The organism is Streptomyces sp. NPDC020958 (assembly GCF_055562175.1).
The window spans coordinates 47723-73981 of sequence record NZ_JBVHFU010000013.1 but is presented as its reverse complement, the minus strand read 5'-3'; the positions used below and the strand labels follow the sequence as shown (position 1 = coordinate 73981).

The 26259-nt window shown below is 72.1% G+C and carries 23 protein-coding genes, 1 other RNA gene and 1 pseudogene; 9 read left to right on the top strand and 16 right to left on the bottom strand.

Features of this window, described 5'->3' with window-relative positions; all coding sequences use genetic code 11:
* Positions 1 to 21: 21 nt before the first annotated feature.
* The 8 genes from ACZ3KP_RS30505 to ACZ3KP_RS30470 all read right to left on the bottom strand — a co-directional run bounded on the left by ACZ3KP_RS30505 (position 22) and on the right by ACZ3KP_RS30470 (position 7711).
* Positions 22 to 2127: an AIPR family protein gene (locus ACZ3KP_RS30505; RefSeq protein ID WP_467503280.1), complete on the bottom strand. Its 2106-nt coding sequence runs from the start codon at positions 2125 to 2127 to the stop codon at positions 22 to 24.
* A gap of 26 nt (positions 2128 to 2153) precedes the next feature.
* The gene (locus ACZ3KP_RS30500; protein ID WP_467503278.1) at positions 2154 to 3518 is read right to left on the bottom strand and encodes a CBS domain-containing protein; all 1365 of its coding nucleotides are present in this window, start codon (positions 3516 to 3518) and stop codon (positions 2154 to 2156) included.
* Between the two features lie 211 nt (positions 3519 to 3729).
* Positions 3730 to 4133: RNase P RNA component class A (gene rnpB, locus ACZ3KP_RS30495), an RNA gene on the bottom strand.
* An 18-nt stretch (positions 4134 to 4151) separates the two neighbouring features.
* Entirely contained in the window at positions 4152 to 5129 is a 978-nt protein-coding gene (locus tag ACZ3KP_RS30490) for a DMT family transporter (protein ID WP_387146108.1), read from the bottom strand.
* Between the two features lie 16 nt (positions 5130 to 5145).
* Positions 5146 to 5973 carry a helix-turn-helix transcriptional regulator gene (locus tag ACZ3KP_RS30485; RefSeq protein ID WP_358970543.1) on the bottom strand — a complete coding sequence of 276 codons (828 nt, stop codon included), beginning with the start codon at positions 5971 to 5973 and terminating at the stop codon, positions 5146 to 5148.
* Between the two features lie 19 nt (positions 5974 to 5992).
* Positions 5993 to 6502: a TetR/AcrR family transcriptional regulator gene (locus ACZ3KP_RS30480; protein WP_467503532.1), complete on the bottom strand. Its 510-nt coding sequence runs from the start codon at positions 6500 to 6502 to the stop codon at positions 5993 to 5995.
* Positions 6503 to 6551: 49 nt separating this feature from the next.
* The gene (locus tag ACZ3KP_RS30475) at positions 6552 to 6971 is read right to left on the bottom strand and encodes a DUF4260 family protein (RefSeq protein ID WP_467503276.1); all 420 of its coding nucleotides are present in this window, start codon (positions 6969 to 6971) and stop codon (positions 6552 to 6554) included.
* Positions 6972 to 7069: 98 nt separating this feature from the next.
* Positions 7070 to 7711 (bottom strand): TetR/AcrR family transcriptional regulator, encoded by a 642-nt coding sequence (locus ACZ3KP_RS30470; RefSeq protein WP_467503274.1) that lies wholly within the window; start codon positions 7709 to 7711, stop codon positions 7070 to 7072.
* A 49-nt stretch (positions 7712 to 7760) separates the two neighbouring features.
* Between ACZ3KP_RS30470 and ACZ3KP_RS30465 the strand changes: the two genes are divergently transcribed.
* Positions 7761 to 9344: an FAD-dependent monooxygenase gene (locus ACZ3KP_RS30465; RefSeq protein ID WP_467503273.1), complete on the top strand. Its 1584-nt coding sequence runs from the start codon at positions 7761 to 7763 to the stop codon at positions 9342 to 9344.
* A 15-nt stretch (positions 9345 to 9359) separates the two neighbouring features.
* On the opposite strand, the gene ACZ3KP_RS30460 is transcribed toward ACZ3KP_RS30465, so the two are convergent.
* The gene (locus ACZ3KP_RS30460; protein WP_467503271.1) at positions 9360 to 10796 is read right to left on the bottom strand and encodes an RNB domain-containing ribonuclease; all 1437 of its coding nucleotides are present in this window, start codon (positions 10794 to 10796) and stop codon (positions 9360 to 9362) included.
* 89 nt (positions 10797 to 10885) lie between these two features.
* On the opposite strand from ACZ3KP_RS30460, the gene yaaA reads away from it, so the two are divergent.
* Together yaaA and ACZ3KP_RS30450 are read left to right on the top strand one after the other, a co-directional pair.
* Entirely contained in the window at positions 10886 to 11668 is a 783-nt protein-coding gene (gene yaaA / locus ACZ3KP_RS30455; protein WP_467503270.1) for a peroxide stress protein YaaA, read from the top strand.
* A 93-nt stretch (positions 11669 to 11761) separates the two neighbouring features.
* Positions 11762 to 12400, top strand: a complete 639-nt coding sequence (locus ACZ3KP_RS30450) for a bifunctional 4-hydroxy-2-oxoglutarate aldolase/2-dehydro-3-deoxy-phosphogluconate aldolase (RefSeq protein WP_467503269.1) — start codon at positions 11762 to 11764, stop codon at positions 12398 to 12400.
* Here the strand turns inward: ACZ3KP_RS30450 and ACZ3KP_RS30445 are convergent.
* The 3 genes from ACZ3KP_RS30445 to ACZ3KP_RS30435 form a co-directional block, all read right to left on the bottom strand.
* A complete protein-coding gene (locus ACZ3KP_RS30445; RefSeq protein WP_467503530.1) occupies positions 12372 to 13715 on the bottom strand; it encodes a bifunctional RNase H/acid phosphatase in 1344 nt (447 codons plus the stop codon). The genes ACZ3KP_RS30450 and ACZ3KP_RS30445 overlap by 29 nt on opposite strands.
* 82 nt (positions 13716 to 13797) lie before the next feature.
* Positions 13798 to 14541, bottom strand: a complete 744-nt coding sequence (locus ACZ3KP_RS30440; protein ID WP_132887026.1) for a zinc ribbon domain-containing protein — start codon at positions 14539 to 14541, stop codon at positions 13798 to 13800.
* On the bottom strand, positions 14538 to 15377 hold the full coding sequence (locus ACZ3KP_RS30435; RefSeq protein WP_132886498.1) for a Nif3-like dinuclear metal center hexameric protein: 840 nt from the start codon (positions 15375 to 15377) through the stop codon (positions 14538 to 14540). The genes ACZ3KP_RS30440 and ACZ3KP_RS30435 overlap by 4 nt, the downstream gene beginning before the upstream one ends.
* 187 nt (positions 15378 to 15564) lie before the next feature.
* Here ACZ3KP_RS30435 and ACZ3KP_RS30430 point away from each other — a divergent pair.
* Both ACZ3KP_RS30430 and ACZ3KP_RS30425 read left to right on the top strand, forming a co-directional pair.
* Positions 15565 to 16734, top strand: a pseudogene (locus ACZ3KP_RS30430) (hypothetical protein); the annotation flags it as partial.
* Positions 16735 to 17436: 702 nt separating this feature from the next.
* The gene (locus ACZ3KP_RS30425; RefSeq protein ID WP_467503267.1) at positions 17437 to 17589 is read left to right on the top strand and encodes a hypothetical protein; all 153 of its coding nucleotides are present in this window, start codon (positions 17437 to 17439) and stop codon (positions 17587 to 17589) included.
* Positions 17590 to 17651: 62 nt separating this feature from the next.
* On the opposite strand, the gene ACZ3KP_RS30420 is transcribed toward ACZ3KP_RS30425, so the two are convergent.
* From ACZ3KP_RS30420 to ACZ3KP_RS30410, 3 genes are read right to left on the bottom strand one after another with little or no spacing between them, the layout of a single operon-like run.
* Complete coding sequence (locus ACZ3KP_RS30420) at positions 17652 to 18599, bottom strand: 3-oxoacyl-ACP reductase (protein WP_467503265.1); 948 nt, start codon at positions 18597 to 18599, stop codon at positions 17652 to 17654.
* 11 nt (positions 18600 to 18610) lie between these two features.
* Positions 18611 to 19687, bottom strand: a complete 1077-nt coding sequence (locus ACZ3KP_RS30415; RefSeq protein ID WP_467503264.1) for a Zn-dependent alcohol dehydrogenase — start codon at positions 19685 to 19687, stop codon at positions 18611 to 18613.
* A 55-nt stretch (positions 19688 to 19742) separates the two neighbouring features.
* The gene (locus ACZ3KP_RS30410; RefSeq protein WP_467503263.1) at positions 19743 to 20600 is read right to left on the bottom strand and encodes a MaoC/PaaZ C-terminal domain-containing protein; all 858 of its coding nucleotides are present in this window, start codon (positions 20598 to 20600) and stop codon (positions 19743 to 19745) included.
* A gap of 260 nt (positions 20601 to 20860) precedes the next feature.
* Between ACZ3KP_RS30410 and ACZ3KP_RS30405 the strand changes: the two genes are divergently transcribed.
* From ACZ3KP_RS30405 to ACZ3KP_RS30395, 3 genes are read left to right on the top strand one after another with little or no spacing between them, the layout of a single operon-like run.
* Positions 20861 to 21790, top strand: coding sequence for an ABC transporter ATP-binding protein (locus ACZ3KP_RS30405; RefSeq protein WP_467503262.1), 930 nt, complete (start codon positions 20861 to 20863; stop codon positions 21788 to 21790).
* Entirely contained in the window at positions 21790 to 22506 is a 717-nt protein-coding gene (locus ACZ3KP_RS30400) for an ABC transporter permease (protein WP_467503260.1), read from the top strand. The genes ACZ3KP_RS30405 and ACZ3KP_RS30400 overlap by 1 nt, the downstream gene beginning before the upstream one ends.
* A 15-nt stretch (positions 22507 to 22521) precedes the next feature.
* Complete coding sequence (locus ACZ3KP_RS30395; protein ID WP_467503258.1) at positions 22522 to 23796, top strand: sensor histidine kinase; 1275 nt, start codon at positions 22522 to 22524, stop codon at positions 23794 to 23796.
* On the opposite strand, the gene ACZ3KP_RS30390 is transcribed toward ACZ3KP_RS30395, so the two are convergent.
* Positions 23774 to 25342, bottom strand: coding sequence for an alpha-L-arabinofuranosidase B (locus tag ACZ3KP_RS30390; protein ID WP_467503257.1), 1569 nt, complete (start codon positions 25340 to 25342; stop codon positions 23774 to 23776). The two genes, ACZ3KP_RS30395 and ACZ3KP_RS30390, sit on opposite strands and share 23 nt — an antisense overlap.
* A 260-nt stretch (positions 25343 to 25602) precedes the next feature.
* Between ACZ3KP_RS30390 and ACZ3KP_RS30385 the strand changes: the two genes are divergently transcribed.
* Positions 25603 to 26235, top strand: a complete 633-nt coding sequence (locus ACZ3KP_RS30385; RefSeq protein WP_467503529.1) for a response regulator — start codon at positions 25603 to 25605, stop codon at positions 26233 to 26235.
* Positions 26236 to 26259 lie beyond the last annotated feature (24 nt).

Genomic DNA, 26259 nt, shown 5'->3' with positions numbered 1-26259 from the left:
GCCGGTGCGACGCACGCGCCGTCAGGCCTCGTCCTCGGCCTCTTCAATGTGGATGCGCTGGGCCAGATCCCACAGGCTCAGGCCCTCCGACTGGAACCAGCGAGCCGTTCCCTGGTTGGCCACGGGTCGCTCGTCCCAGTCGGCGTCCGCCCACATCTTCGAGACCAGCCCGGACGGCGAGTACTGCTGCTCGTCGTACGCCCAGAGGATCGGCTTGGTCCGGTGGTTGACCCAGGTCGCCTGGCGTCGCCTTTCGTCCTGGAGAAGCCACTCCTCCATTGCGTCACGCTCGGGCTCGTTCAGAGCCACATACCGGAGAGGCGCTCCGTCCTTGAGAACACGACGGTCAACCAGGAGCGGCACTGTGTTCGGGCGGCGCGGCTTGCGCTCCTTCGCGGGAGGTGCGGGAACGGCAACGCCGTCGGCCAAGTCGGCGAGCACATGCCGCGCGAGCTCCCGGCATGTCTCCGTCGTCTGGAACGCGGTCCTGATCTGGGGACGCGGTCCGTAACGAGTCACGATTTCATGGGTCAACCGACGCACCAGATCCGGCACAAGGGCGGGAATCTTCTCTAGGACCTCACTGTCCCAATCGAAGTCGGGGTCATCGATGCTCGTGGCGCCGAGATGCTGGAAGAGCAGGTGGGTGACGAGAAAACCACCGTGCTCGGCAGTTGCGGCCTCGCGGCTGTTCTGTCCAGTGCCCAGTTCGTAGACCGCACTCCGTGCCGCGCGCAGCGTGAGCACGGAGCGCCACACCTTCTGCGGAGAGGGTTCGCGTTTGAAGAGTACTGTGTGGCTGCCCTTGGAGCCCTGCTCCCAGAGGTTCTCGGTGGAACTGGCGGCCCGGGCGGCCTGTCCCGCATCCGGGTGCAGGCAGGCGAGTGCCAGTGCGAGTTCGTCCAGCGAACAGCCGGTCTCAGGCGCCGCGACCGGCTCACCCCGCTTGATCACGTACTGCTTCCGCAACTCGGCACGCAGGTTGGCCTTGATCGCCTGGTGCACGGGTTCCAGCGCGATGTGATCGCGCTGTTCGATTGCGTTCTGTCGGTTCGCCGCCTGAGAGACCTGGACACCGAATTCCCGGTCTTCATGCGTATTGATGACCTTGATGCTCAGGGTTGCGTTGGCTGCCGCCTCACCGTCGTCGTGCATGGCCCTGGCGACAGCCCGTACCGTCTGAGCGCCGTTGACAATGCTCGCCCCCGTCACGGAGAGAGTGGTGGGCCTGCTCTGCGGTGCCTTGGCACTGTCGTTCTTCGCCGTGAGCGAGTCGCAGATCATCGTGATGCCGTTGTTCAGGTGCCAGAACCTGGTCGGATCGGATGTGAGGGTCTGACCGATCTCCGCATTGGTGACAGTAGTCCCGAGCGGGGCCCGGAGATTCTGCTCGAACAGGCCGGTACCGTACGTCTCGTACCACTCGGCCACGCTCTCGGCGGAAACCGTGCCCTGATAGGCCTCAAGCGGTCCCTTCTGCTGGTACCAGTCGTCAAGACGCACGTCCAGACAGATCGGCTTCGGCCGGAGATCCGCATGGATTTGATCATGAAAGTCTGCGGCATACAACACCTCGACGCTCAAGCGGGCGCCGTGTTTGTTGAACTCTGCGAGAGCGTTGTTGAGAACTTCTAGAGCTGGCGGAGAGGGTTCCACAGTGCCCATCAGTGCGATGAGCAAGGTGGCCTTCTTGTTGACGATGAATGGCCTCGCCTCCAGAGCTAGGGCACCGGCACGCTGGTTGAACTGGTCATACAGCTCGTTCTCGATCCGGTTCAGGCCATCCACCATCGCCTTGGCGGCGTCCACGTCGAAGGTCGCTGTGCCCTTGTCGCTCCACTTCGCCTGGACCAGCAGCGCCTGCCCGCTCTCAGGCAGGGGGGCGATGGCGTCCAATCCTTGGTCCGCAATGCCGTCGGTGACGAACCGGGCCGCCTCGGCAACAGAGCATTGGGCCACGCGTCGTACTGCAAGGGCTGCGAGTGCGCGGGACAGGAAGCGCTGTTCGTAGTTGCCACCTCGGAAGTGGGCGATGTCGCTGTCGTCGATCACCCCGTCGAATGTCTCGTGCAGTTGCTCGCGGACCTGCGTTACCTGGCGAGGCGTGTCCGTCCCCGAGCTGGCCATGGTTGGTTGCCTTTCCACTAGTGATGTCATGCGATGCCCTGAGCCCGCATCTCGATCCCTGAGCCGTTGCCACGCGGCCGACTACTGAAGTCGACGACCATCAAAGCGACACCGACCGTTTCGACGGTGGCCTCCACCCAGTCCAGGGCCACTGGGAAGGGCACGCCTCGCGCACCGAACCAACCGTCGCGCACCAGCTGGGCGAAGTGGGTCGGTACCAGGTGACGGGTGAGGGTGTCGACGGGAGGATGTGAGAGACCGTTCTCCGCCGCAGCCGAGAGCGCTGGCGCAATTTGGTTGTAGGGGTAGATTGCGCCGGGGCTGGTCCGGTGCAGGGAAGCAGTGAAAGCCACCTGCGCGTGAATCCGGAGAAAGAGCGGGTCATCCAGCAAGCCATAATCGTCGGCGCTGCGCGGAGCGGGTCTCGGCAGGCGGTGAACACGGCCGAGGAAATCGTCCAGGCTGTTCCGGGCGTCGAACGACACGAGCCCGTTCGGGCCAGGACACAGGTAGCGCAGTACTACCAGCGTCTGGGTGTGGACGTGGTAGTAGTAGGCGTCGAGGGAGCCTTGCCCGCCGTCGACCACCCGCCGACCGGTTATCGACGTGGCCTCGAAGTCATAGCTTTGGCGACTCCCACCACTAGTGAACGCCCGGACGACGGTCTCACCGACGTCGCTGAACCTCTCCGCCGCCCGCCCGCGGATGTCGTCGAGCATCGGCTGAACCGCAGTCCCGGTGAGTCCGCTCAGGAAGCCTGCCCGGGCGGCATTCCTGTCCCAGCCTCGTACCGGCCCGAAATCCTTCGGCTCCAACCCGACTATCTTGGCGAAGAGCAGCAGAGCGTCACGCTCATCACGCCAGCGAAGTTCCTGGTCGCTCCAGCCTTCACCGTCGTCGAGCAACGGCAACAGCCTCTGGACTTCCCTATCGACATCAGGGGAGATCCGCCGGAGATTGGCGAACAACGTGTCCGCGCCGACCGTGACAGGACCGCTATCTAGGAAGGACCCGGCGAGTGCGTCATCCCGCTCGCCACCGGCACGCCAAAGCTCCGAGACAGACACCACGCCTCGAATTCTTCGCGCACGAGTGACGACGACCTTCCGGTCTCGGTCGGTCTCATGAGCAGGGCGCACGATGGCCAGGCCCCAGATCCGCTTCGGCTGATCCCGGCCACCTTCGTCACCCTGCCGGTCCCCCGGAGCAAGCAGGATCGCGAGGTGTGCCTTGGCCTCGGGCCAGTCACGGCACGGCTGGGAGTAGGACCTTTCCTTGGTCTGGTCGACGTCGAGCAGACCAAGTAAGCCACTGTCAGGGCTCAGAATCGCCAGCCGCGGCGTTCGCTCCGTCGACGAAGGATCTACCCGCCTTGGTTGTGCGAATGTCACTCACTCCCCCGAACTGCCTGCCACCACGCCGAGCCAGGCTCAGGGGGATGGTAACGCGCCAGATCCGGCTTACACATCACCAATTCGCGCCGCCCGGCCGACTCCGTTACGTCTCCGGGAAGCAAGCCGACAGACCCGGCAACTGCCTGGCCCCGGGACAACGGTGGGCAGACTTCTGCTCGGGGATTAGCGGCCGGTCAAGGCCATAAGACAGACGAGTCGGGCTGTACGCCGGGTTCTGTTCCGAGGGGTCCTCGCGGGCCCCTCGGCGACGGCCATCCATCTAGGGCCGGCGTTGCCGCCGGCCTCGTGCGGTCTACCCGGGGGCTCGGGCGGGCAGCCCTCGAACGTCCCCGCAGAGCGCCTTTCACAGCGCTCCTCTTGACCTTGCTCCGGGTGGGGTTTACCTAGCTGCCCAGGTCGCCCTGGGCACTGGTGGTCTCTTACACCACCGTTTCACCCTTACCGAGGGTCGAGACCCCCGGCGGTTTGCTTTCTGTGGCACTGTCCCGCGAGTCGCCTCGGGTGGCCGTTAGCCACCACCCTGCCCTGTGGAGCCCGGACGTTCCTCGGGAAGCCCCCTGAGGGACTTCACGCGGCCGTCCGCCCGGCTCGTCTGCCGTGTCGGCCATGTTACCGGGCTCGGGCCTCCCCTCGTTCCGGGCGGGGGTCCGGACCGGCGCGGCGGAACAGCCGGCGGGTGGCGGCTCGGCCCTCGGGGCCGGTCGGCACCGGCCCCGCGGCTACCCGAGGTGCCGAGGCCAGCGTGGCGAGCACGGAGCCCGTCAGGATCAGCGCGAAGGACACGGCGATCGTCGCGGTGAAGCTCTCGCCCAGGAAGAGGGCGCCCGCCGCCACCGCCACCGCCGGGTTGACGTACGTGATCACCGTGGAGCGGGTCGGGCCGATCTCCTTGATCAGCTCCAGGAAGGCCACGAAGGCCAACGCCGTGCACAGGACGCCCAGGGCGAGGAGGGAGAGCAGCGCGTTCGTGGAGGGCATCGCGGTCGGCCAGGTGGCCGCGGCCGCCGGGGCGTAGACCAGGGCCGCCAGGGTCAGGCACGGCGCTATCAGCTGCAGCGTCGGGACGTCCTTCAGGCGGCGGGCCGCTATCAGGGGTGCCGTCGCGTAGCCGACGACGGTGAGCAGGACCTCGCCCAGGGAACGGGCGTCGCCTCCGGTCAGGTGGGGGATGGTGAGGACCGCCACGCCGGCCAGGCCGATCAGGAGGCCGGCGATCCGGCGTACGCCCAGGTGTTCGCGCTCGCCGCCGAAGTAGTGTGCCGCCACCACGCCGACGATCGGCACGCCCGCTATCAGCAGGCCCGCCGTCGAGCTGGACAGGTGCCGTTCGGCGTCGGTCAGGGTGAACCACGGGCCCATGATCTCTATGCACGCGAAGGCCAGCATCGGGCGCCAGTGGGTGCGGAGGGTGAGGAACAGGCCGCCCTGGCGGATCGCCAGGGGGAGGAGGAGCAGGGCGCCCACGGCGCACCGCGCGAACACCACCGTCGACGGGGACACCTCGTCCACCGCCACCTTGATCATCAGATAGGGGATGCCCCAGATCACTCCCATGAGGGAGAACAGGAACCAGCCGCGTGCAGTCATGCGCCCAGCATCGGTGTCAGGACCGTTCGGTGTCTTGAACGCTGTTGCGGTACGCCGCCGGGGTCACCCCCAGCACCCGGCGGAACCAGCGGGTCAGGTGGGCCTGGTCCGCGAAGCCCACCAGGGTCGCCGCCTCCGCCGGGCGCAGGCCCGAGTCCAGGAGGGCGCGGGCACGGTTCACCCGGTACTGGGCCAGCCAGGCGTACGGCGGGACGCCCATCGTCGTCCGGAAGGCGCGCAGGAGCTGGTAGCGCGAGAGGCCCAGATCGGCCGCCAGGTCGGCGAGGGAGGGTGGGGCGGTGAGTTCGTCGGCGAGGCGGTCCCGGACGAGGAAGGCTATGCCGTGGGCGCCGGGGACCAGGTCCCTCGCCGGTCGTGCCGTGGAGTGGCGGCGGGACAGGGCCGTCAGCAGCCAGGGGAGGCGGGTCTCGGCCTCCAGCGGGTCCGGGCAGGCGGCCAGGTCGATGTGGGCCTGGCGGAGCGCCGCGACCAGCTCCGGGTCGTCGACGACCGGGTCCCGGAAGTGCGGTACGGCGTCCAGCGTGCCGTCCGCCAGCAGGGACGGGTCCGCGTACAGGGCGCGATAGGCGTAGCCCTCGGCCGGGGTGGCCGGGCCGCCCGTGTGCATCTCGCCGGGAGCCAGGACGACGATGGAGCCGGGACCGCTGTAGACGTGGCCGCCGCGGTAGGCGATCACCTCGGAGCCGCCCACCGTCACCCCGATCGAGAACTCGGCGTGTGCGTGCGGGGCGTACACGTGTTTGTCGAAGCGGGCCGTCAGCATGTCGAGCGACGGGCCGCAGCGGCCCAGCCGTGCTCTTGTCCACCGTGCGTGTTCGGCCATTCCCGGCACCCCCCTTGCGCTAAGGGTGCAACGCCTTCAGGCCCCGTTTCCATGCCGCGTCCAGGTCGGCGCCCTCCGGAAAGCGGCCGTGGATTTCCAGGACCACCATGCCGTGGGCGAACGCCCAGGTGGCGCGGGCCAGGTCCTGGTCACCGCCGCAGGCCCGCAGGAGCGGGAGGGCGGCCCGGTCCTCCAGGCCGGCGGGCAGCAGGGGGCGCGGCAGGGGGCGTTCCGTGGCCAGGGAGTAGAGGTGGGGATGGGCCAGGGCGTACGCGCGGTACGCCCCCGCCAGCGCCTCCAGGGAGCCGGGGGTGCGGGACTCCGCCGCCTCCAGCGCGGCTGCCGACTCCTCCAACATCTGGGCGGCGAGTTCGACCTCCACGGCGTGCTTGTCGGGGAAGTGCTTGTAGAGCGACGGGGCTTTGATGCCGAGACGGTCGGCGATGGTACGCATGGTGAGGACGGCGAGGCCGGACTCCTCCAGCAGCTCCCGGGCCGCCGCCACGATCTCCCGCGCCCTCGGCGTCAGCCGGTCGGCCACGCCGGTCGCGCCGACCGCCTCAAAACCGTCTGTCGCGTCAGTCACGCTGGAAGCCCTCCTTCGTCCGCAGCCCGTACCCGAAGGCGCGATCGTACGAGATGTGGGCCAGCCAGCCGCACAGCGCGGCGAAGGCCGGGGGCCAGGCGAACGGCCCGACGGCATAGACCACCAGCAGCGTCAGCGGCACCAGCGCCCGGTGCGTCGCGTTGTAGTACGGCACCGCGCGGGGCGGCAGTTGGCCCTTGGCCATCCTCGGTGCGTCGTCGAGGGCGACCAGGAAGGTGAGGTCCGGCAGGATCAGGAAGAGCAGGGCCAGGGCACCGGCGAGCCAGCCGTGGTTCACGCCCTCCAGGACCGCGAACGCCGTCCAGAACAGGGCGCCGACCAGCCAGGCCGTACGGCGAGCCACTGTGGTGGCGGTGCGGAGGGAGGGTGTGACGTTCGTGGTGCTGGTCATGGCTGCCTCCAGGGAGCAATTCAGCTAACGCCGTTAGCCACGACGGTATGGCTAACGACGTTAGCCGTCAAGTCCGCCGAATCAGGCACCCTCCGCGGTCACCCGACCATCCGCTCCAGCGCATCGAACGCCGCCTCCATCCGCTCCCGGTGGTCCTCGGCGATCTCCGCGAACGGTTCGCCCGCCAGCTGACGGCTCACCGAGGTGACACACACCGAGCGATACGCGGCCACCGTCACCGCCGCCACCAGCTCCGGTTCGGCGAGCCCTGCCTCGGCCAGGGCTCCGGCCAGCGCCCGCTCCACCTCCTCGACCGCCTCACGGGCCCGGGCCCGCAGCGCCGGCGAGTCGGCGACGACCGGCCAGAAGCCCGCGAAGTTCTCCCCCACACCGCCCAGCGGATGCCGCGCGTCGATGAACCGGAAGGCCAGGCGGCGCAGGGCGGCGAGCGGGGACTCGCCGGGCGCCCGGTCCCGGACCGCCCCGGCGAAGGCCGCGACCGCCTCCGGGATGCGGTCCAGGAACAGGTCCTCCTTGCGGGGAAAGTAGTTGAAGACGGTCATCGCCGAGACGCCCGCCGCCTGTGCGACCTCGGCGACGGTCACCCGGTCGAAGCCGTGCTCCCGGAACATCACCGTCGCGACGTTCGAGATCCGCTGCCGCGTCTCCCGCTTCTTGCGTTCTCGCAGGGACTCCCCTGGCCGGTCCCCCGACCCGTCTCCTGGCCTGTCGTCATCCATCACAGGAAAACTATAGCCGCTCGAAACTTTTAGTGACTACAGTGAAGCCATGACGATGACGACGATGACGACAGAGCCCAAGAGCGACAGCGACTACGACGTGGTGGTGGTCGGCGGCGGGCCCGTCGGCCTCTTCCTCGCCGGCGAGCTGCGCCTCGGCGGTGCGACCGTGCTGGTCGTGGAGCGGCTGGCCGAAGTGGACGAGACCATCAAGGCGGGCGGGATCAACACGGCGGGCGCGGTGGCGCTCTACCGGCGGGGGATGCTGCCCGACCTCGCCGCCGCCTGGGAGAAGAACCGGTGGCGGATGCGGGCCTTCCTCGGGGACCGAGAGCAAAACCAGGGCATCGACGCGCCCCGCACTCCCCCCAAGTTCGCCGGGCACTTCGCCGGGATCATGATGCGCGGCGACCTGTTCGACGACTCCGACCCGGCGTTCGCCGACATCGGCCCCGCCGACGGCGTCGGCCTCGGCGTGCCGCAGGTGGAGCTGGAGCGGATCCTGGGCGCCCGCGCCGAACGGCTCGGCGTCGAGGTCCGCCGGGGCGTGGAGCTGACCGGCTTCGACGCCGGCGACGAGGGGGTCGTCGTACACCTCGGGAGCGGCGGAAACGTCCGCGCCGGGTGGCTCGTCGGCTGCGACGGCGGGCGCAGCACCGTCCGCAAGCTCGCCGGGTTCGGCTTCCCGGGCACGGAACCGGAGATCACCGGCTATCAGGCGGTCGTCGAGATGAGCGGGGGCGAGCGGCTCGGGGCCGGCTGGAACACCACCGACGTGGGCACGTACGTCAACGGGCCCTTCCCCGGCCGGATCCTCACCGTCGAGTTCGACGGGCCGCCCGCCGACCGTTCGGCGCCCGTCACCGCCGAGGAGCTCCAGGCCTCCCTGCGCCGGGTGTCGGGAGTGGAGGAGGTGACCGTCCACAAGGTGTTCACCTCGACCCGGTTCACCGACAACGCCCGGCAGGCGAGCACCTACCGCAAGGGCCGGGTGCTGCTCGCCGGGGACGCGGCGCACGTGCACTCGCCGTTCGGCGGGCAGGGGCTCAACCTCGGGCTCGGCGACGCCATGAACCTGGGCTGGAAACTGGCCGCCGTGGTGCGCGGGACGGCCCCCGACTCGCTCCTCGACAGCTACACCGCCGAACGGCACCCCGTCGGCGCCTGGGTGCTCGACTGGACCCGCGCCCAGATCGCCGTGATGCGTCCCGACCGGCACGCCCGCGCCCTGCGCCGGGTGGTCACCGACCTGGCCCTGACGGCGACCGGGACGACGTACCTCGTCAAGCAGATCTCCGGTGTCTGGCAGCACTACGACCTGCCCGGCGACCACCCGCTCACCGGGCAGAGCGCCCCGGACCTGGAACTCTCCGACGGCACCCGGCTCGGCGACCACCTGCACCACGGCCGCGCCCTCCTCCTCGACCTCGCCGACGACCCCGCGCTGCGCGCCCTCGCGCAGGGGTACGCCGACCGGGTCGACGTGCTGACGGTCATCTGCCCCGCGCGTCCGGGGCTGACCGGTCTGCTCGTACGGCCCGACGGTTTCGTCGCCTGGGCCGCGGACGAGGACCACGAAGGGGACGGCGACGACCTCAAGGACGCCCTCACCCGCTGGTTCGTCGCCGCCTGACCCTCGTACGGACGCTCACGCGGGCGCGAACCGTACCTTCGCCGTCCCCGGATCGGCCTCGGTCAGCCGCACCGGCAGCCGCTCGCCCAGCGGGAGAGGCGTCCCGTCCTCGATCCGGCCTATGACGGCGGGCTCCTGGAGCAGCACCCGCCCCACGGTCGGCCGGTGCTCCTCGACCTCCACCACGCAGCCGTCGAAGACCTCCCCTACCCGGTCCTTGAGCAGGGCCGCCTCGACGATGTCGACGCACTCCCGCTCCACCGTGCCCGCCCGCCGCGCGCCTTCGGCCATCTCCTTGGGCAGCGTGTCCAGGCCGATGAGGACCCAGTCGGGCGGGGTCTCGCCGGCCGCCGCGGCGAGGCAGATCTCGGACGCGTAGCGGTCGGCGAGGCGGCGCAGGGGCGCGGTGCAGTGGGCGTAGGGGGCGGCGACGGCCGCGTGGGTGGTGGCCGCGGGCAGGGCACCGTCCCGGAAGACCGTGTAACCGGCGCCGCGCAGCAGGGTCGTGCACTCCTGGAGGAAGGCGGCGTGGCGGGGGCGGCGCGGGTTCAGGGAGCGGATCAGGGCCGCGTAGGAGACGTGGTGCGGCCACTCGATGCGCAGCGCCCGCGCGGTACGGCGCAGGCGGGCCACCGCGCCGTCGGGGGCGGTCGGCAGGGTGCGCAGCACGCCGGTGCCGTGGGCCAGCATCATCTCGGCGGCGGCCATGCCGGTGAGCAGGGAGATCTGGGCGTTCCAGGCGTCGGCCGGCAGGGGGGCGCGGTAGCCGAGGCGGTAGGTGTGGTCGTACTCGACTATCTCCTGTTCCGGCACGTTGAGCGAGATGCCGCCGCGCTCCACCTCCAGCAGTTCGCGGGCCTCGCCGATCTCCCTGAGCAGTGCCAGGGGTTCCTCCGCGGTGCCGTCGTCGATCCGCTGCTGCACGCCCGCGTAGTCGAGTTTGGCCCGGCTGCGTACGAGGGCCCGGCGGACGTCAGCGGCGCGGGTACGGCCCTCGGCGTCCAGGTCGACGGTCCACAGGACGGCCGGGCAGGTCTGGCCGGGGAGCAGGCTCGCCGCGCCCTCGCTCAGGACGGCGGGGTGCAGCGGGATCCGCTCGTCGGGGAAGTAGAGCGTGGTGACCCGGTGGTGCGCCTCCGAGTCCAGCGCACCGCCCGGTACGACGAAGGCGGCGACGTCCGCGATGGCGTACCGGACGCGGTAGCCGCCGTCGTGCCGGGACAGGTGCATCGCCTGGTCGAGGTCCCGCGCGGTGGGCGGGTCGATCGTGAAGAAGGGGATGTCGGTCGCGTCGTGGGCGGGCACGGCCGGGGCCTTCGCGGCGCCCTCGGCCTCCGCGAGGACCTCGGGCGGAAAGCTCTCGGGGACGCCCAGTTCGGTCCTGAGCGCGGCGAGCGCGGCCCGCAGGGGGGCTTCGGGGGCACCGTGGACACGGATGTGGCGGCGGGGCATAGGTCGAGCGTAGTCACATCGCCCGGCTCCGGCGTCTTACGCTGGCGCGAAGCGCCGGTGACGAACGGCGGTCATGAAGAGGAGTACGTGTGCTGGTCCTGCTGCCGCCCTCGGAAGGCAAGGCGTCCTCGGGGCGTGCGGCCCCGCTGAAGCCCGAGTCGCTGTCCCTGCCGGGGCTAGCGGACGCCCGCGCGGCCGTGCTCGCCGAGCTGGTCGACCTGTGCACCGGCGACGAGGACAAGGCCCGCGAGGTGCTCGGGCTGAGCGAGGGGCTGCGCGGCGAGGTCGCCAAGAACGCGCGGCTGCGGACGGCGGGCGCGCGGCCGGCCGGGGAGATCTACACCGGGGTGCTGTACGACGCCCTCGACCTGGCGTCCCTGGACCCGGCCGCGAAGCGGCGGGCGGCGCGGTCGCTGCTGGTGTTCTCGGGGTTGTGGGGCGCGGTCCGGGTGACCGACCGGATCCCCTCCTACCGCTGCTCGATGGGGGTGCGGCTGCCGGGACTCGGGGCGCTGGGCACGTACTGGCGCGGGCCCATGGCCGAGGTGCTGCCGGAGGCGGCCGGGTCGGGGCTGGTGCTGGACCTGCGGTCGGCGGCCTACGCGGCGGCGTGGAAGCCGAAGGGGGAGGTGGCCGCGCGGACGGCGACGGTACGGGTGCTGCACGCGCCGACCCGGAAGGTCGTCAGCCACTTCAACAAGGCGACCAAGGGGCGGATCGTACGGAGCCTGCTGACCGCCGGGGCCGCGCCGGGCGGGCCGGGCGAGCTGGTGGAGGTGTTGCGGGAGCTGGGGTACGAGGTGGAGGTGGCGGAGCCCGCGAAGGCGGGGCAGGCGTGGGCACTGGACGTGTTGGTTACTGACATTCACTGAAGTTACGGCCTGTAACTTCAGTGATGGCCACACTCATTGCATCATGCGCAACGTCCTTTGCGGAGCCTGCATCGCCTCGGCAGGATGTTCCGCATGCCCACCTCCGTGCTGGACCTCGCCCCGGTCGTGCCCGTCGTCGTGATCGAGGACGCCGCCGACGCCGTGCCGCTGGCGCGGGCGCTGGTGGCTGGCGGGCTGCCCGCGATCGAGGTGACGCTGCGGACGCCCGCCGCGCTCGACGCCATCCGGGAGATCGCCGTCGCGGTGCCGGACGCGGTGGTCGGCGCGGGGACCGTGCTCACCTCCGGGCAGGTCACGGAGTGCGTCGCCGCCGGAGCGCGGTTCCTGGTCAGCCCGGGGTGGACGGACGCGCTGCTGGCGGCGCTGACCGGGTCCGGGGTGCCGTTCCTGCCGGGGGTGTCGACCGTCTCCGAGGTCGTGGCGCTCCTGGAGCGCGGGGTACGGGAGATGAAGTTCTTCCCGGCACAGGCCGCCGGCGGCACGGCGTATCTGAAGTCCCTCGCCGGTCCGCTGCCCCAGGCCCGGTTCTGCCCGACGGGCGGGATCGGGCCGGACAACGCGCCCGAGTACCTCGCCCTCCCGAACGTCGGCTGCGTCGGCGGCACCTGGATGCTCCCCACGGATGCCGTGGCCGCCCGGGACTGGGCCCGCGTCGAGTCGCTGGCGCGGGCCGCCGCGAACCTCAGGGACGCAGGTGGGACGTGTCGTTGAAGAGCCGCACGCTCGCGTTGCCGTCCGCGTAGTACGCCACCGCCGACAGCGAGGCCGCCGACAGTTCCATGCGGAACAGGGACTGGAGCGGGGCGCCGAGGGCGAGTTGCACGAACGTCTTGATCGGGGTGACGTGGGTGACGAGCAGGACGGTGCGGCCCGCGTAGGCGGCGATGAGCCGGTCCCTGGTGGCCGCGATCCGGGTGGCCGTCTCGGCGAAGCTCTCGCCGCCGCCGGTGGGGTGCGCTTCCGGGTCGGCGAGCCAGGCGGTGAGGTCGTCCGGGTGGCGTTCGCGGACCTCGCCGAAGGTGAGGCCCTCCCAGGCGCCGAAGTCGGTCTCCTTGAGCCCCTCGTCGATCGTGACCTCGAGACCGAGGCGGTCGGCGACGGCGGCGGCCGTCTGCCGGGTGCGGGTGAGGGGCGAGGCGAGGATCGCCTCGATCGTGCCGCGCCGGGCGAGGGCCTCGCCGACCCGGCGGGCCTGGTCCAGGCCGACCTCGGAGAGGGCGGGGTCGGTGCCGCCGCTGCCGGAGAAGCGTTTCTGGGGGGTGAGGGGGGTCTCGCCGTGGCGGAGGAGGACGAAGGTGGCGGGGGCGCCCATGTCGGGGGACGAGGCCCAGCCGACGGTGGGCTTGGCCGACGTCGCCACGTTGCGCGCGGCGCGGGTGTCGGCGGGGGGTGCGTCGACCGTCGTCGCGGTGCCGGTCAGCGGGGGGTGCTCGCGCCCACGCGGCGGAGCCGCAGATGTCCCGGCCCCGCGCCCCTCTCGGGGCGCCGCCAGGGCGGCGCGTGCCGCGGCGGCGCCCGCCACCGCGTCCCCGGTCACCCGCGGCCGCTCGGGTCCGAGCGCCGCAGGGGGCGGCGCTGAGGCCCGGGTGTCCAGCTCGGCGGTCGACGTCGAGGCCGACCACTGTTCCCCGCGCTTGCCCGCGTCCATCGCCTCGTTCGCCAGGCGGTCGGCGTGCTTGTTCTCGGCTCGCGGGATCCACTCGTAGGTGACCCGGTCCGGCGGGAACACCCGGGACGCCTCCGTGGCCAGGGGCTTCATGTCGGGGTGCTTGATCTTCCAGCGGCCGGACATCTGCTCGACGACCAGCTTGGAGTCCATGCGGACGTGGACGGTGGCGTCCGGGTCCAGGGCGCGGGCCGCACGCAGGCCCGCCAGCAGGCCGCGGTACTCGGCGACGTTGTTGGTGACGACGCCGAGGTATTCGGCCGCCTCCGCCAGCGTCTCGCCGGTCGCCGCGTCGATGACCACGGCGCCGTAGCCGGCGGGCCCCGGGTTGCCCCGGGAACCGCCGTCCGCCTCGACCATGAACTCCCTCGCCACGTAAGCCCCTTATGTCCCCAAGTCCGTAGGCCGCTGAGCCGCTGAGCCGCTGAGCCGCTCAGATGCCCTACAGACCCGACTCGGCCGTACGCACCAGGATGCGGCGGCAGTTCTCGCAGCGGACCACCGTGTCGGGGGCGGCCGCGCGGATCTCGTTCAGTTCGGTGATGGCGAGCTCCTGGCGGCAGCCCTGGCAGCTGCGCGCGTACAGCTTGGCCGCGCCGATGCCGCCCTGCTGCTCGCGCAGCTTGTCGTAGAGCTTGAGCAGGTCCGCGGGGACGGCCGCGGCGATGACCTCGCGCTCCTTGGTGACCGTCGCCGCCTCGGCGTCGATCTCCTCGGCCGCGGCGTCCCGCTTGGCACTCGCCTCGTCGATGCGGCCCTGCACCGCGCCGACCCGCTCGGACAGCTCCGCGACCCGCTCCTGCACGGACTCGCGGCGCTCCATCACCTCCAGGACGACGTCCTCCAGATCGCCCTGGCGCTTGGCGAGGGAGACGATCTCCTTCTGGAGGTTCTCCAGGTCCTTGGGCGAGGTGACCGCGCCGGAGTCCAGGCGCTGCTGGTCGCGGGCGGCGCGCTGGCGCACCTGGTCCACGTCCTGCTCGGCCTTGGTCTGCTCACGGGCGGTGTCGCTCTCCTCGGTCTGCGCGGCGACCAGCAGGTCGCGCAGCTGCGTGAGGTCCTTGGTCAGCGACTCGATCTCGGCGTGCTCGGGCAGCGACTTCCGCTTGTGCGCCAGCTGCTGGAGGCGTACGTCCAGGGCCTGGACGTCGAGGAGTCGGATCTGGTCGGCGGGCGCTGCGTTCAGTTGGGGGCTCCAAGGGACGGTGAGTGGCTGGTCCAGGGGTCGGTGACCGTCCTGGAGACGTGCACGCGCAGGTCCCAGCCGTGGCGGTCGGAGATCTCGTCGAGCTGGGCCGCGGCCAGCTCGCACCAGGGCCATTCGGTGGCCCAGTGCGCCGCGTCGAGCAGCGCGAGGGGGCTGTGGGCGACCGCTTCCGACGCCGGGTGGTGGCGCAGGTCCGCGGTGAGGAAGGCGTCGACCCCGGCGGCGCGGACGACGTCGAAGAGGCTGTCGCCGGAGCCGCCGCTGACGGCGACCGTGCGCACCGGGGCCTCGGGGTCGCCGGCGACGCGGATGCCCTGGGCGGTGGCGGGGAGCCGGGCCGCGGCGCGGTCCGCGAGCTCCCGGACGGTGACCGGGTGGTCCAGCTCGCAGACGCGGCCGAGTCCCCGGCGGCCCTCCGGGTCGGTGGGGTCCGGCACGAGGGGTCGTACGACCCGCAGGTCCAGGGCGCCCGCGAGCGCGTCGGAGACGCCCGGGTCGGCGGTGTCGGCGTTGGTGTGGGCGACGTGCAGCGCGATGTCGTTCTTGATGAGGGTGTGCACGACCCGGCCCTTGAAGTGGCTCGCCGCGACCGTCGTCGTACCGCGCAGGTAGAGCGGGTGGTGGGTGACCAGCAGGTCGGCGCCGAGCTTCACCGCCTCGTCGACGACGTCGCGCACCGGGTCGACGGCGAACAGGACCCGGGTGACCTCCTGGCCGGGGTCGCCCACGACCGTGCCGACCGCGTCCCAGGACTCGGCCCGCTCGGGGGGCCACAGGGTCTCCAGGGCGGTGATGACTTCAGACAGACGGGGCACGGGGAAAGGCTACCTGCCTGTTCCGCGGGGCTGTACCTGCTCACCCTCGGGAGCCGACCGGCAGCACATCCGTCCCCGTTTCCTCAGGCGAATCGTCCCGCGTGCACCCGTATGTGTGAAGCGGTGGGGCGCCGGTCCCCCGCCTGTGCGTGCGAAAACTAGCTTCGTGGCCGGAGGTGACCGAGCGATGACGGCCTGTGCGATCGAACCCTCGGCTGCGGGCGAGGACGACAGCGCGCCGGTGGCGGGCTGCACCATCACGGTGGACGGGGCGTACGCGGCCCGGCTGGCCCAGCAGGATGGTTCCTGCTTCCCGGAGCGCTGGACGCTGGACGGCCCCGAGCCGTACGCCGTACCGCTGCCCGGCAACCAGCCGGAGGAGCCGGACACGGAGGTGCAGCCGCTGCGCGACGGGCGGGTGCTGATCCGCCGCCTGGTGGACGGCAGGCACCACTTCGCCCTCCTGTACCCGACCGGCCCGGGCACCGGCGAGCTGCCGCTGGGCGCGGTGGAGTGCCCGGACGAGATGACGTCGCTGCGGCTGCTGCCGCCCGCGCCGGGCGGCACCCGGGCGTACGGTCTGGCCGCCGGGCCGCGTTCCGCCACCGTGTGGCTGGTGGCGGGCGGGGCCTTCGGGCCCGAGCCGCTCGCGGTGGTGCCGGGGCGCTGTTCGGGCGGGGTCTGGCTGGACCGGGGCGGCCGGATGCTGGCGCTCGACCGGGAGCTGGGCGGCCGGACCAAGGCGGTCGTGGTCGACCTGGAGCGGGGCGGCGAGGTGTCGCCGCTGCTGCAGATCGCGCCGGACAGCGACGACCGGCTGCTGCTCGCCGACCCGGACAGCGGGCTGATCCTGGTCGGCTCGGACGCGCCCTGTCCCGGGCAGGAGCGGTTGGGCTGGGGCGTCCTCGGCAGCACCCTGCCGGTGCGCTTCCCGGAGAGCCTGCGGGTGCCTCAGGTGCCGGACTGCACGGTGACGCCGTTCGCGATCCAGCCGGGGCAGGTGCTGACGCCGGAGAGCTGTGGGGTGGCGCTGTGGATCGAGGGTCCGCTGGGCGGCTGGGTCGGCGCCTGGCGGCCCGGGGACCGGCGGATGTGCCATCTCCCAGCGCCGGAGGGGTGGCTGGCCGGCGCGGGGCTGTGGACGCGGGACGGGGTGCTGCGGCTGCCGTACAGCACGGGGGAGGTCCCGTGCGGGGTGGCGGCGGCGGTGGTGCCCTGGGGGGAGACGGGGGGTTTCGGGGATCCGGGGAGCTCGGGGGATGCGGAGAGGACGGGGGGCTTCGCGGGGGTCGGGGGGACGGGCGGGCACGGGGGGTCGGGGGACGCGGGGGGCGCCGGAGGCGTGGAGGAGGTCGGAGGGCCCAGGGGGTCGGGAGGCGCGGGCGGCGCGGTCGGCGCGGAGGAGGTTGGAGGGCCCAGGGGGTCGGCGGACGCGGGGGGCGCGGGCCCGGGGTGCCCCATTCGGGTCGGCGGGGCTGCCGGGGCGCCGGGTGCGCCCGGAGGGCCCGGTGCGTACGGGCTGCCGGGTGCGTTCGGAGAGCCCGGTGCGTACGGGCTGCCGGGTGCGTTCGGAGAGCCCGGTGAGTCCGGAGCGCCCGGTGCCTCCGAAGGGCCCGGTGCGTTCGGGCCGTCGGGGCCCTCCGGGCGGCTCGGTGCGTACGGAGGCACGGATACGTCCGGAGCGCCGGGTGCCTCCGGGCAGTCGGCGGAGTCGGAGCCTCTGGCGCCCGTCGGGGATCGCCCGGCGCCCGCCGCGGCCCGGCCGGTGCCGTTGCAGCAGGCGCCGTTGGGGCGGCCGGTGTCGGCGGGACGCCCGGCGGAGCCGGTGTCGTGGGAACGGCCGGTGCGGTGGGTGCGGCTGGAGCGGCGGTTTCAACCGCCGTCGGCGGGGCAGTCGTTGGAGCGGAGTTCCCTGGAACTGCCGTTGCGGCAGGGGCCGCCGGAGCCGGTTGTAACAAACTAGCTGCGGTCGGCGTGCCCGCCTGGATCCGCCCCGGGCCGGTCCGGATACACTCGCCGCGCTGTAAGAAAGATCATGTTGACGGGGTGAATTCTTCCGATGAGCGACGCCAGCACGTCCCAGCAGCTGTCCGCCGACCTTGAGGAGACGGGCGGTCACGGGAAGCACCGTGGTCATGTCTCGGCCCAGGACAGCGAGTCGGCCCCGAGCGGCCGGCACCGCAAGCAGGAGCCGGCCGAGTCGGCGGCCTGACGGTATCGACGGCCGCGGCCCCGCCCCCTCACCCGGGGGCGGGGCCGCGGTCGTACCTGGTCCTACCGGCGCTTGAGGGCCAGCACCTCCGCCGCCGCGAAGGTCTCCCCCGGCGGCCGGTCCGCGTAGTGCGGGGTGAGCAGGGCGTCGAGTTCGGCGTGGTCGAAGGTGTCCTGCTTGCTGTCGAACCTGGCCTGGACGCGCGGCCGTTCGACGATCGCGACCATGCCGCCGTGGACGACCAGCAGCTGGCCGTTGATCCGCTCGGCGGCCGGCGCGGCCAGGTAGCCGACGAGCGGGGCGACGTGCTCCGGGGCGAGCGGGTCGAGGCCCTCGGCGGGCTGCCCGAACCCGGCGAAGACGTCCTCGGTCATCCGGGTGCGGGCGCGGGGGCAGATCACGTTGGCGGTCACCCCGTACTTGGCGAGGGCGAGGGCGGTGGAGGTGGTCAGGCCGACGATCCCGCCCTTCGCGGCCGCGTAGTTGGGCTGGCCCGCGGAACCGGCGAGGAAGGCCTCGGAGGAGGTGTTCACGATCCGGCCGTACACCGTGCCGCCGGCCGCCGCCTTGGCCCGCTCCCGCCAGTGCGCGGCCGCGAAGCGGGTGGTGTTGAAGTGGCCCTTGAGGTGGACCCGGATCACCGAGTCCCACTCGTCCTCGCTCATCGAGAAGACCATGCGGTCGCGCAGGATGCCGGCGTTGTTGACGAGGATGTCCAGCTTTCCGTAGGTGGTTGTCGCGAGGGTGAGAAGGTCTCGCGCCTGCGAGAAGTCCCCCACGTCCCCGGTGTGGGCGACCGCCTCGCCACCGGCCGCGCGGATCTCCTCCACGACCTGCTCGGCGGGCCCCGCGGAGGCCGCCCCCGAACCGTCCCGGCCCGGCTGTCCGAAGTCGTTGACGACGACGGCCGCGCCCAGCCGGGCGAGTTCGAGCGCCTCCGCGCGGCCGAGTCCGCGGCCCGCGCCGGTGACGATCGCGCTGAGCCCTTCCAGGGGCCTGTCCTGCGACATGCCGCGGCCTCTCAGATCTCGATGCAGGTACGCAGGGCGGTGCCGGTGCGCATCTGGTCCAGCGCCTCGTTGATCTCCGCCAGCGGCACCCGGTGGGTGATCAGGCCCGCCAGGTCGATGCGGCCCGCCCGCCACAGGGCGATGGTGCGCTCGTAGGAGCGGACCACGTCACCGCCGCCGTACATCGACGGCAGGATGCGCTTCTCGTCGAAGAACAGCTCGAACATGTTGAGCTGGAGGAAGTCGTCCATGGCGCCCGCGCCGACGACGACCAGGGTGCCGCCGCGCCGGGTGTTCTCGTACGCCGTGCGCGCCGTCGCGGACCTGCCGACGACCTCGAAGACGTAGTCGAAGCCCTCGCCCGCGGTGACCTCCTGCTTGGCGCCGGGCAGCTCGTCCGGGGAGACGGCCCTGGTCGCCCCGAACCCGAGCGCCGACTCGCGCCGCGACGCGACCGGGTCGACGGCGACGATCTCGGCCGCGCCCTTGAGCCGCGCGCCCTGGATCGCCGAGATGCCGACGCCCCCGCACCCGATCACGGCGACCGACGAACCGGCTTCCACGTCGGCGGTGTTGAGGGCCGCGCCGAGCCCGGTGGTCACCCCGCAGCCGATCAGCGCGGCGATGTCGAAGGGCACGTCGTCCGGGATCGGCACCGCGCACCCGGCGTCGACCACGACCTCCTCCGCGAAGGTGCCGGTGCCCGCGAAGCCGAAGACGTCTCCGGTGGGGCGCTTGAAGTTCGGGGTGCCGGCGTTCATGAACCCGGCCAGGCACAGCTCGGTCTGCCCGCGCCTGCACGCGGGACAGGCACCGCAGGCCGGCAGCCAGCAGACCACCACCCGGTCGCCGGGCTTCACCCGGGTGACACCCTCCCCCACCTCCAGGACCTCGCCCGCGCCCTCGTGGCCCGGCACGAACGGCCCCGGCTGCGGCAGCACCCCGCTCATGGCCGACAGGTCCGAGTGGCACAGCCCCGTGGCGCGCACCCGGATGCGTACCCTGCCGGGCCCGAACCCGGCCGCCTCGACGTCGTCGAGGACCTCCAGTTTGTCCTGGCCGATCTCGTGCAGTACGGCTGCGCGCATGGTGCGGCTCCCCTCACCTGCCTGGTCGGATGCCTTCGCGGTGGTGCCTTCTGGATCAGGAGTGTTCGACGGTCGTGTCGGCCAGGACGGGCGCGTCCTCACGCTCGGCGGCGCCGACGGCGACCCGGACGGTCCCCGGGGTCCGCCACATGCGGATCCGGAGGGTCTCCCCCGGGTACACCACCCCGGCGAACCGTGTCGTGTACGTCCGCACCCGCGACACGTCCCCGTCGAGCAGGGTGTCCACGACGGCCTTGAGGGTCGTGCCGTAGGTGCACAGTCCGTGCAGGATGGGCCGGTCGAAGCCGGCGAGCTTGGCGAACTCGGGGTCGGCGTGCAGCGGGTTGTAGTCCCCGGAGAGACGGTAGAGCAGGGCCTGGTCCTCGCGGATCGGCCGCTCGACGGTCCGGTCGGGTTCGCCGGAGGGCGGTTCGGGCCGGGTCGAGGGGCCGCGGTCGCCGCCCCAGCCGCCCTCCCCCCGTACGAAGATCTGCGCGTCGTTGGTCCACAGCGGGCCGTCGGCGTCCGCGACCTCGGTGCGCATGACGAGGACGGCCGCCTTGCCCTTGTCGTACACGGCGGCGATCCGGCCGGTGGCGGTGGCGGTGCCCGCGGCCGGGATGGGCCGGTGGAGTTCGAGACGCTGGCCGCCGTGCAGCACCCTGGCGAGGTCGACGTCGACGCCGGGCATGGACAGTCCGCTGATCACGCCCGGCGAGCCGGCGCCCGCGACGGTGGCGAAGCTGGGCAGGACGTGCAGCCGGGTCTCCAGGGTGTAGCGGAGTTCGTCGGGGTCGGTGGCGGGGCGGCCCGCGCCGATGCCGAGGTGGTAGAGCTGGACGTCCCGGCGCTCCCAGCGGATCTCCCCGGACCGGGGTTCGGCGGCGAGGGCCTTGGCGGCGTCGATGGGCATACGGCTCCTGAGGTGTCTCAAGACCTCGGCACGGCCGTCCGCACCGTCGGCCGCACCGAGGCCGTCCACGGGGCGTGTTTGTCTAGAACGCGTTCCAGTCCGGCGCCCCTTGTATAGCCCAGGGGCCGAGACTTGTGAAGACACCTGACGGCGTGTCAGCTCGCGGCGCCGGGTCACCGGGAAGCCGGGACATTTGTCCTGCCGGAGTCCGTACATGCGCATCTGCCGGACGGGCGGCCCGGGTTCGTAGCTTCGTGTCCATGACGCAGACGCAGAGTGCCGCCGTGTCCTTCGCGGGCGCGGTCAAGACCTTCGGTGCCGTACGGGCCGTGGACGGCGTCGACCTGACCATGGCGCCGGGTGAGACGGTCGCCCTCCTCGGCCGCAACGGTGCGGGCAAGTCGACCACGATCTCGCTGCTGCTCGGCCTCATCGAGCCGGACGACGGCACGGTACGGCTCTTCGGCGCGGCACCGGAGCGGTCGGTGCGGGCGGGCCGGGTCGGCGCGATGCTCCAGGAGGCGCGGGCCGTACCGCGGGTCACGGTCCGCGAGCTGGTCGGGTTCGTCGCCGGACGCTATCCGGAGCCGTTGCCGGTGGCGCGGGCCCTGGCGCTGGCCGGGATCGCCGAACTGGCGGACCGACGCGTGGACCGGCTGTCCGGCGGCCAGGTCCAGCGGGTCCGGTTCGCCGTCGCCCTCGCCGGGAACCCCGCGCTGCTGGTGCTGGACGAGCCGACGGCCGCGCTGGACGTGGAGGCGCGGCACGCGTTCTGGGCGTCGATGCGGGGGCTGGCGCGCCGCGGCCACACGGTGCTGTTCTCCACGCACCACCTGGAGGAGGCGGACCGGTACGCCGACCGCATCCTGGTCATCGACCGCGGCCGGATCGTCGCGGACGGCACCGGCGAGCAGCTCCGGCGTTCGGTCGGCGGCGGCCTGGTCGCCGTGGACCTGGCCGGCCGCGCGGCGGACGGCCTGGAGCGGCTGCCGGGAGTGCGCTCCCTGGAGATCCGCGGCGACCGGGCCCGGCTGCGCACCGACGACCCGGACGCGACGGTGCTCGCGCTGGCCGCGCTCGACGCGATTCGGGGGCTGGAGGTCGCGCCGGCCTCGCTGGACGACGCGTTCCTGGCCCTGACGGCGTCCGAGCCCGGGTCCCTCGTCCCGGCCGTGACGGAGGTGCGGTGATGCTGGACTATCTGCGCCTCGAGGTGCGCCGTACCCTGCGGGACGCGGGATTCGTCGTCGGCGGGATCGCGATGCCCGTGCTCATGTATCTGCTGTTCACCAACCTGGGCGCGGACGACGGCAGTTGGAAGACCGGGGCGATGGTGGGGATGGCCGGGTACGGGGCGGTCGGCTCGGCGCTGAACACCGGGGGCGGGGTCGCCGAGGACCGGGCGATCGGGTGGCTGCGGCAGCTCAGGGTGACGCCGATGACGCCGCGCCAGGTCGTCGTCGGCCGGGCGCTGACCGGCTCGGTGACGGTGCTGCCGGCGATCGTCGCGGTGCTCACGGCGGGCGGTCTGCTGAACGGTGTCCGGCTGGCCGCCTGGCAGTGGGCGGCGGTCGCGGTGCTGCTGTGGCTGGGTTCGCTGCCGTTCACCCTGCTGGGCCTCGGCAACGGCTACCGGCTGACCGGGCAGACCACGGGCGTGGCGAACATGGCCTGCAACCTGGGGCTCGCGGTGCTCGGCGGACTGTGGTTCCCGGTCGCCCTGTTCCCGGCCTGGCTGCGTGCGGTGTCGGCGTACACGCCCACCTACCGCTTCGCCCAGCTGGGCACCTCGGTCGCGGCCGGCCGTGCCCCGGCCCCGTCGGCGGTCGTGGTGCTGGCCTTCTGGCTGCTGGTCTTCGGTTCGTACGCTGTGCTGTCGTACCGCCGGTCCGGCCGGACCGGCTGACCGGGGGAGCGAGAGATGTACTGGATGCGAGGGGTCCGCGGGCGGCTGCGCGAGTGGCGGGCGGCGCGGGAGCGGTGGCGGGCGGAGATGCGGTCCTTCCGGGCCGCGCGGAAGGAGGCGCGCCGGACCGGCGCCGAGCTGCCGGAGCAGCCGGGTCCGCCGCCGACCGCCTTCTCCCTGGTGCCCTGGCTGCTGATGGGGCTGGGCGCGTTCTCCAACCTGTTCCAGGGCAAGACCCCGAATCCGTGGATCGGCGGCCTGGGCCTGCTCGCCTTCAACTCCCTCTACATCTACGTCGCGGCCCGCGCCTTCGTGAAGGAGAAGCGGCAGGCCACCTCGACCCGGGTGGCACTGGCCCTGATGGCCGTGATCACCTGCGGCCTCGCCGGCGGCTACGGCGGCAACTGGCAGTTGTTCTTCCCCTTGCTGGGGCTGGCGACGGGCGCGGCGCTGCGAGGCGAGCATCTGCGCTGGGCCGGTGCGGCCGTCGCCACGCTGGCCGGTGCGGTCACCGCCGGCCGCGACGGCTGGAACGGCCTGAACATCGGGTACGCCACCTGGATCTCGACGATGGTGACGGCGGCGATCCTCAGCCTCTCCGAAGCGGTACGGGAACTACGCGCCGCCCGCGAGCAGTTGGCGCACCAGGCGGTGGAGAAGGAGCGGCTGCGGTTCTCCCGGGACCTGCACGACCTGCTCGGCCACACCATGTCGGTGATCGTGGTGAAGTCGGAGGCGGCCCGGCGGCTGGCGCCCCGGGACATGGACGCGGCGCTCGCCCAGATCACCGACATCGAGTCGGTGGGCCGGCAGGCGCTCACCGAGATCCGGGAGGCCGTCACCGGCTACCGCCAGGGCAGTCTCGGCACCGAACTCGACCGGGCCCGCTCGGTGTTGGACGCGGCCGGGGTGGAGCCGGTGGTCGTCCGCTCCGGCGCCCCGCTCGCTCCGGCGACCGAGGCGCTGCTGGGCTGGGTGGTGCGCGAGGCGGTCACCAATGTCGTACGGCACTCCGGCGCGACCCGCTGCGAGATCACGGTCGACGGTGGTGCCGAACGGGTCACTCTCACGGTCGCCGACAACGGCACCGCGGCCGCCGCCGCGGGCCCCCGCGCGGAGGGCGTCGGCGGCACCGGCCTGAAGGGGCTGACCGAGCGCCTCGCGGCGGCGGGCGGCTCCCTGCGGGCCGGCCCGTCGCCGCGCGGCGGCTTCACGGTCGTCGCGGAACTCCCCACCGAGGCGCAGGAGCCGCTGGTGCCGGCGGCCCCTAGGGAGCCCAGGGGGTGCTGACGGCCCAGCTCACGTCGTCGGTCCAGGAGGTGGCGCTGTCCCAGGCGTTGGAGCCGCCGTCGCTCGCTATGTAGAGGTTGTAGTTGTAGTGGCGCAGGTATCTCGCCGGATAGTTGTACGAGGCGAAGGAGGTGCCGGAGCCGCTCTTCCCGGTCGTCGGGCAGAACGTGGCGTCCTGTCTGAACTGGCTGGTGCCGTCCATGGGCTGTCGGTAGATCCGGAAGTTGTAGTGGCGCAGGTAGTCGCCGGGGTAGTTGCGGGACTCGAAGGAGACGCAGGCGCTGCCGGCGAGTCCGGGGCGGACGATCCAGGTGGCGTCGTTCCTGTCGAGGGCGGAGCTGGCGGAGGTGATGGCGGACAGCACGCCGGCGTCGTTCTGGTGGCGGACGTAGTCGGCGGTGCAGCAGGACGTGGTCGCCCTCAGCGAGATCTCGGAGGCGGCACCGAGGGTGCCGGTGGAGCCGGTCGCGCCGCCGTAGCCGACGGAGACGATGTTCGACTGGACGGCGTCGTCGGCGGCGTCGGTCGGGATGCCGGAGGTCATCACGCCCTCGAAGAACGAGCCGATCGAGCCGTTGCTGTTGTCGCCGCCGGTGCCGAGGACGATCGCGCCCTCCTGGTGCATCGGCGAGTAACCGCTGCCGGTGCTGGGCTCACTGCCGGAATACGTGGTGGTGAGACCGCCCGATTGGGCGTTTCCCCATTTCAGTGCGAAATGGTTCTGACCGTTGTTCTTCAGCAACGCGGTGACGAAAGGTATCGCTCCTGTGCCCGTGTCCGACGCGTTCGTGCTGTAGCCGAGGTTCGACTCGAACAGCCCGTTCTCCAGGTCCGCCTGCACCCAGGGGCCGGAGCCGTGGCAGGGTGCGAACCAGCACTCGGTGCCGAAGTTGATGGCGTCCATGTGGCCGTTGCCGGTGTCCTTGTTGTTGGTCTCGGCGTTGCCGTAGTCGAAGCAGCAGCTGCCGTTCACATGGGTGCCGGAAGTGACCATGTACATCCCTTCGGCGGCGCCGTTGGTGGCGACACCGGAGGTGGAGTTGTCCCGGTAGCCCATGCCGGCGGAGATCTCCAGGCCGTAGACCTGGTGGCCGCCGACGGTCACCGGCAGCGCGTCCGCCGGCGCCCCGACGTCGGCCGCGCCGGCCCCGCCCGCGCCCTCCACGGTGAGGTCGTTGTGCCTGCTGGACTGGTCGTAGATCCTGGTGACGACGCAGGTCGTAGCGGCACAGAAGGAGTTCTGCGCGGCCGCGTCGGCGTAGCCGCCGGCGGTCAGCAGCCCGATGTCGGCCGTGGCGCCGTCCGAGGCGCGCTGCACCTGGTAGAGCGAGCCGCTGTACGACGCGTACAGCGCCCGGACCATGCTGTGCGCGGCCACGCACGGCGTGCCGGCGGCGGCGTAGACGTCGCAGGGCAGCGAACTCGCGGCGGCGGCCTCGGGGGTGCCGGCCCCGACGACGAGCGCGGCGACGGTCGCGAAGGCCGCCAGCACGGACAGGACGGCTCTCTTCAGTCGCCGCGGACCCCGCGCGGCTGATGGGGACACTGAGAACACGATGCACCTCTTCTTCGGTTCCTCGTAGGGCGGTGCGGGCTCCTGTCCGGTATGCCGAACGGCGTTCGATCGACATACCGAACCTATTCGGCTGCCGAAATGCCGACCGCTCGCCGACCGTTCAGGGAATTGCAGAGGTGATTGTTTGAGCACGGTCAAGCTCGGTCAAGACCTGCGGAGCGGAACAATGACCATTCTTTGATTGCCGGGTCCGAAGCTAGGCTTGGGCTGTGTACGAGCCTGCGAACGAGATGCCCCGGGACCACCGCCCCGGCACGTCCATCAGGGTGCTGCTCGCCGAGGACCAGGGGATGATGCGCGGGGCGCTCGCCTTACTGCTCGGCATGGAACCGGACATCGAGGTCGTCGCGCAGGTCGCCACGGGGGACGCGATCGTGGACGCGGCGCTGGTCCACCGGCCCGACGTGGCCCTCCTCGACATCGAACTGCCGGTGCGCAGCGGCCTGGACGCGGCGGCGGAGCTGCGCGAGCAGGCGCCGGACTGCCGGGTGCTGATCCTGACCACCTTCGGCAGGCCCGGCTACCTGCGCCGGGCGATGGAGGCGGGGGCGTCCGGGTTCCTCGTGAAGGACGGGCCGGTCGAGGAACTGGCCCGGGCCATCCGGCGGGTGCTGACCGGGGAGACCGTGGTCGACCCGGCGCTCGCCGCGGCCGCGCTCAGCGCCGGGCCGAGCCCGCTGACCGCACGCGAGTGCGATGTGCTCAAGGCGTCGGCGGACGGCGCGACCGTCGCCGACGTCGCCGCGAAGCTGCACCTGTCGGAGTCGACGGTCCGCAACTACCTGTCCGCGGCGATCGGCAAGACCGGTACCCGCAACCGCACGGAGGCGGTCCGGGAGGCGAGGCAACAGGGGTGGCTGTGAGCGGGGCCCACGTGCCTCGCGCCC

Bases quoted from the DNA above. Each gene is read 5' to 3' on its own strand.
- ACZ3KP_RS30445 (WP_467503530.1), bottom strand. From the start codon at position 13,715: ATGGTCGAGGCGGACGGCGGTTCCCGGGGCAACCCGGGGCCCGCCGGC.
- ACZ3KP_RS30385 (WP_467503529.1), top strand. From the start codon at position 25,603: ATGCCCCGGGACCACCGCCCCGGCACGTCCATCAGGGTGCTGCTCGCC.
- ACZ3KP_RS30420 (WP_467503265.1), bottom strand. From the start codon at position 18,599: ATGTCGCAGGACAGGCCCCTGGAAGGGCTCAGCGCGATCGTCACCGGC.
- ACZ3KP_RS30505 (WP_467503280.1), bottom strand. From the start codon at position 2,127: ATGGCCAGCTCGGGGACGGACACGCCTCGCCAGGTAACGCAGGTCCGC.
- ACZ3KP_RS30415 (WP_467503264.1), bottom strand. From the start codon at position 19,687: ATGCGCGCAGCCGTACTGCACGAGATCGGCCAGGACAAACTGGAGGTC.
- ACZ3KP_RS30490 (WP_387146108.1), bottom strand. From the start codon at position 5,129: ATGACTGCACGCGGCTGGTTCCTGTTCTCCCTCATGGGAGTGATCTGG.
- ACZ3KP_RS30405 (WP_467503262.1), top strand. From the start codon at position 20,861: ATGACGCAGACGCAGAGTGCCGCCGTGTCCTTCGCGGGCGCGGTCAAG.
- ACZ3KP_RS30485 (WP_358970543.1), bottom strand. From the start codon at position 5,973: ATGGCCGAACACGCACGGTGGACAAGAGCACGGCTGGGCCGCTGCGGC.
- ACZ3KP_RS30470 (WP_467503274.1), bottom strand. From the start codon at position 7,711: ATGGATGACGACAGGCCAGGAGACGGGTCGGGGGACCGGCCAGGGGAG.
- ACZ3KP_RS30450 (WP_467503269.1), top strand. From the start codon at position 11,762: ATGCCCACCTCCGTGCTGGACCTCGCCCCGGTCGTGCCCGTCGTCGTG.
- ACZ3KP_RS30395 (WP_467503258.1), top strand. From the start codon at position 22,522: ATGTACTGGATGCGAGGGGTCCGCGGGCGGCTGCGCGAGTGGCGGGCG.
- ACZ3KP_RS30460 (WP_467503271.1), bottom strand. From the start codon at position 10,796: ATGCCCCGCCGCCACATCCGTGTCCACGGTGCCCCCGAAGCCCCCCTG.
- ACZ3KP_RS30475 (WP_467503276.1), bottom strand. From the start codon at position 6,971: ATGACCAGCACCACGAACGTCACACCCTCCCTCCGCACCGCCACCACA.
- ACZ3KP_RS30400 (WP_467503260.1), top strand. From the start codon at position 21,790: ATGCTGGACTATCTGCGCCTCGAGGTGCGCCGTACCCTGCGGGACGCG.
- ACZ3KP_RS30410 (WP_467503263.1), bottom strand. From the start codon at position 20,600: ATGCCCATCGACGCCGCCAAGGCCCTCGCCGCCGAACCCCGGTCCGGG.
- ACZ3KP_RS30425 (WP_467503267.1), top strand. From the start codon at position 17,437: ATGAGCGACGCCAGCACGTCCCAGCAGCTGTCCGCCGACCTTGAGGAG.
- ACZ3KP_RS30465 (WP_467503273.1), top strand. From the start codon at position 7,761: ATGACGATGACGACGATGACGACAGAGCCCAAGAGCGACAGCGACTAC.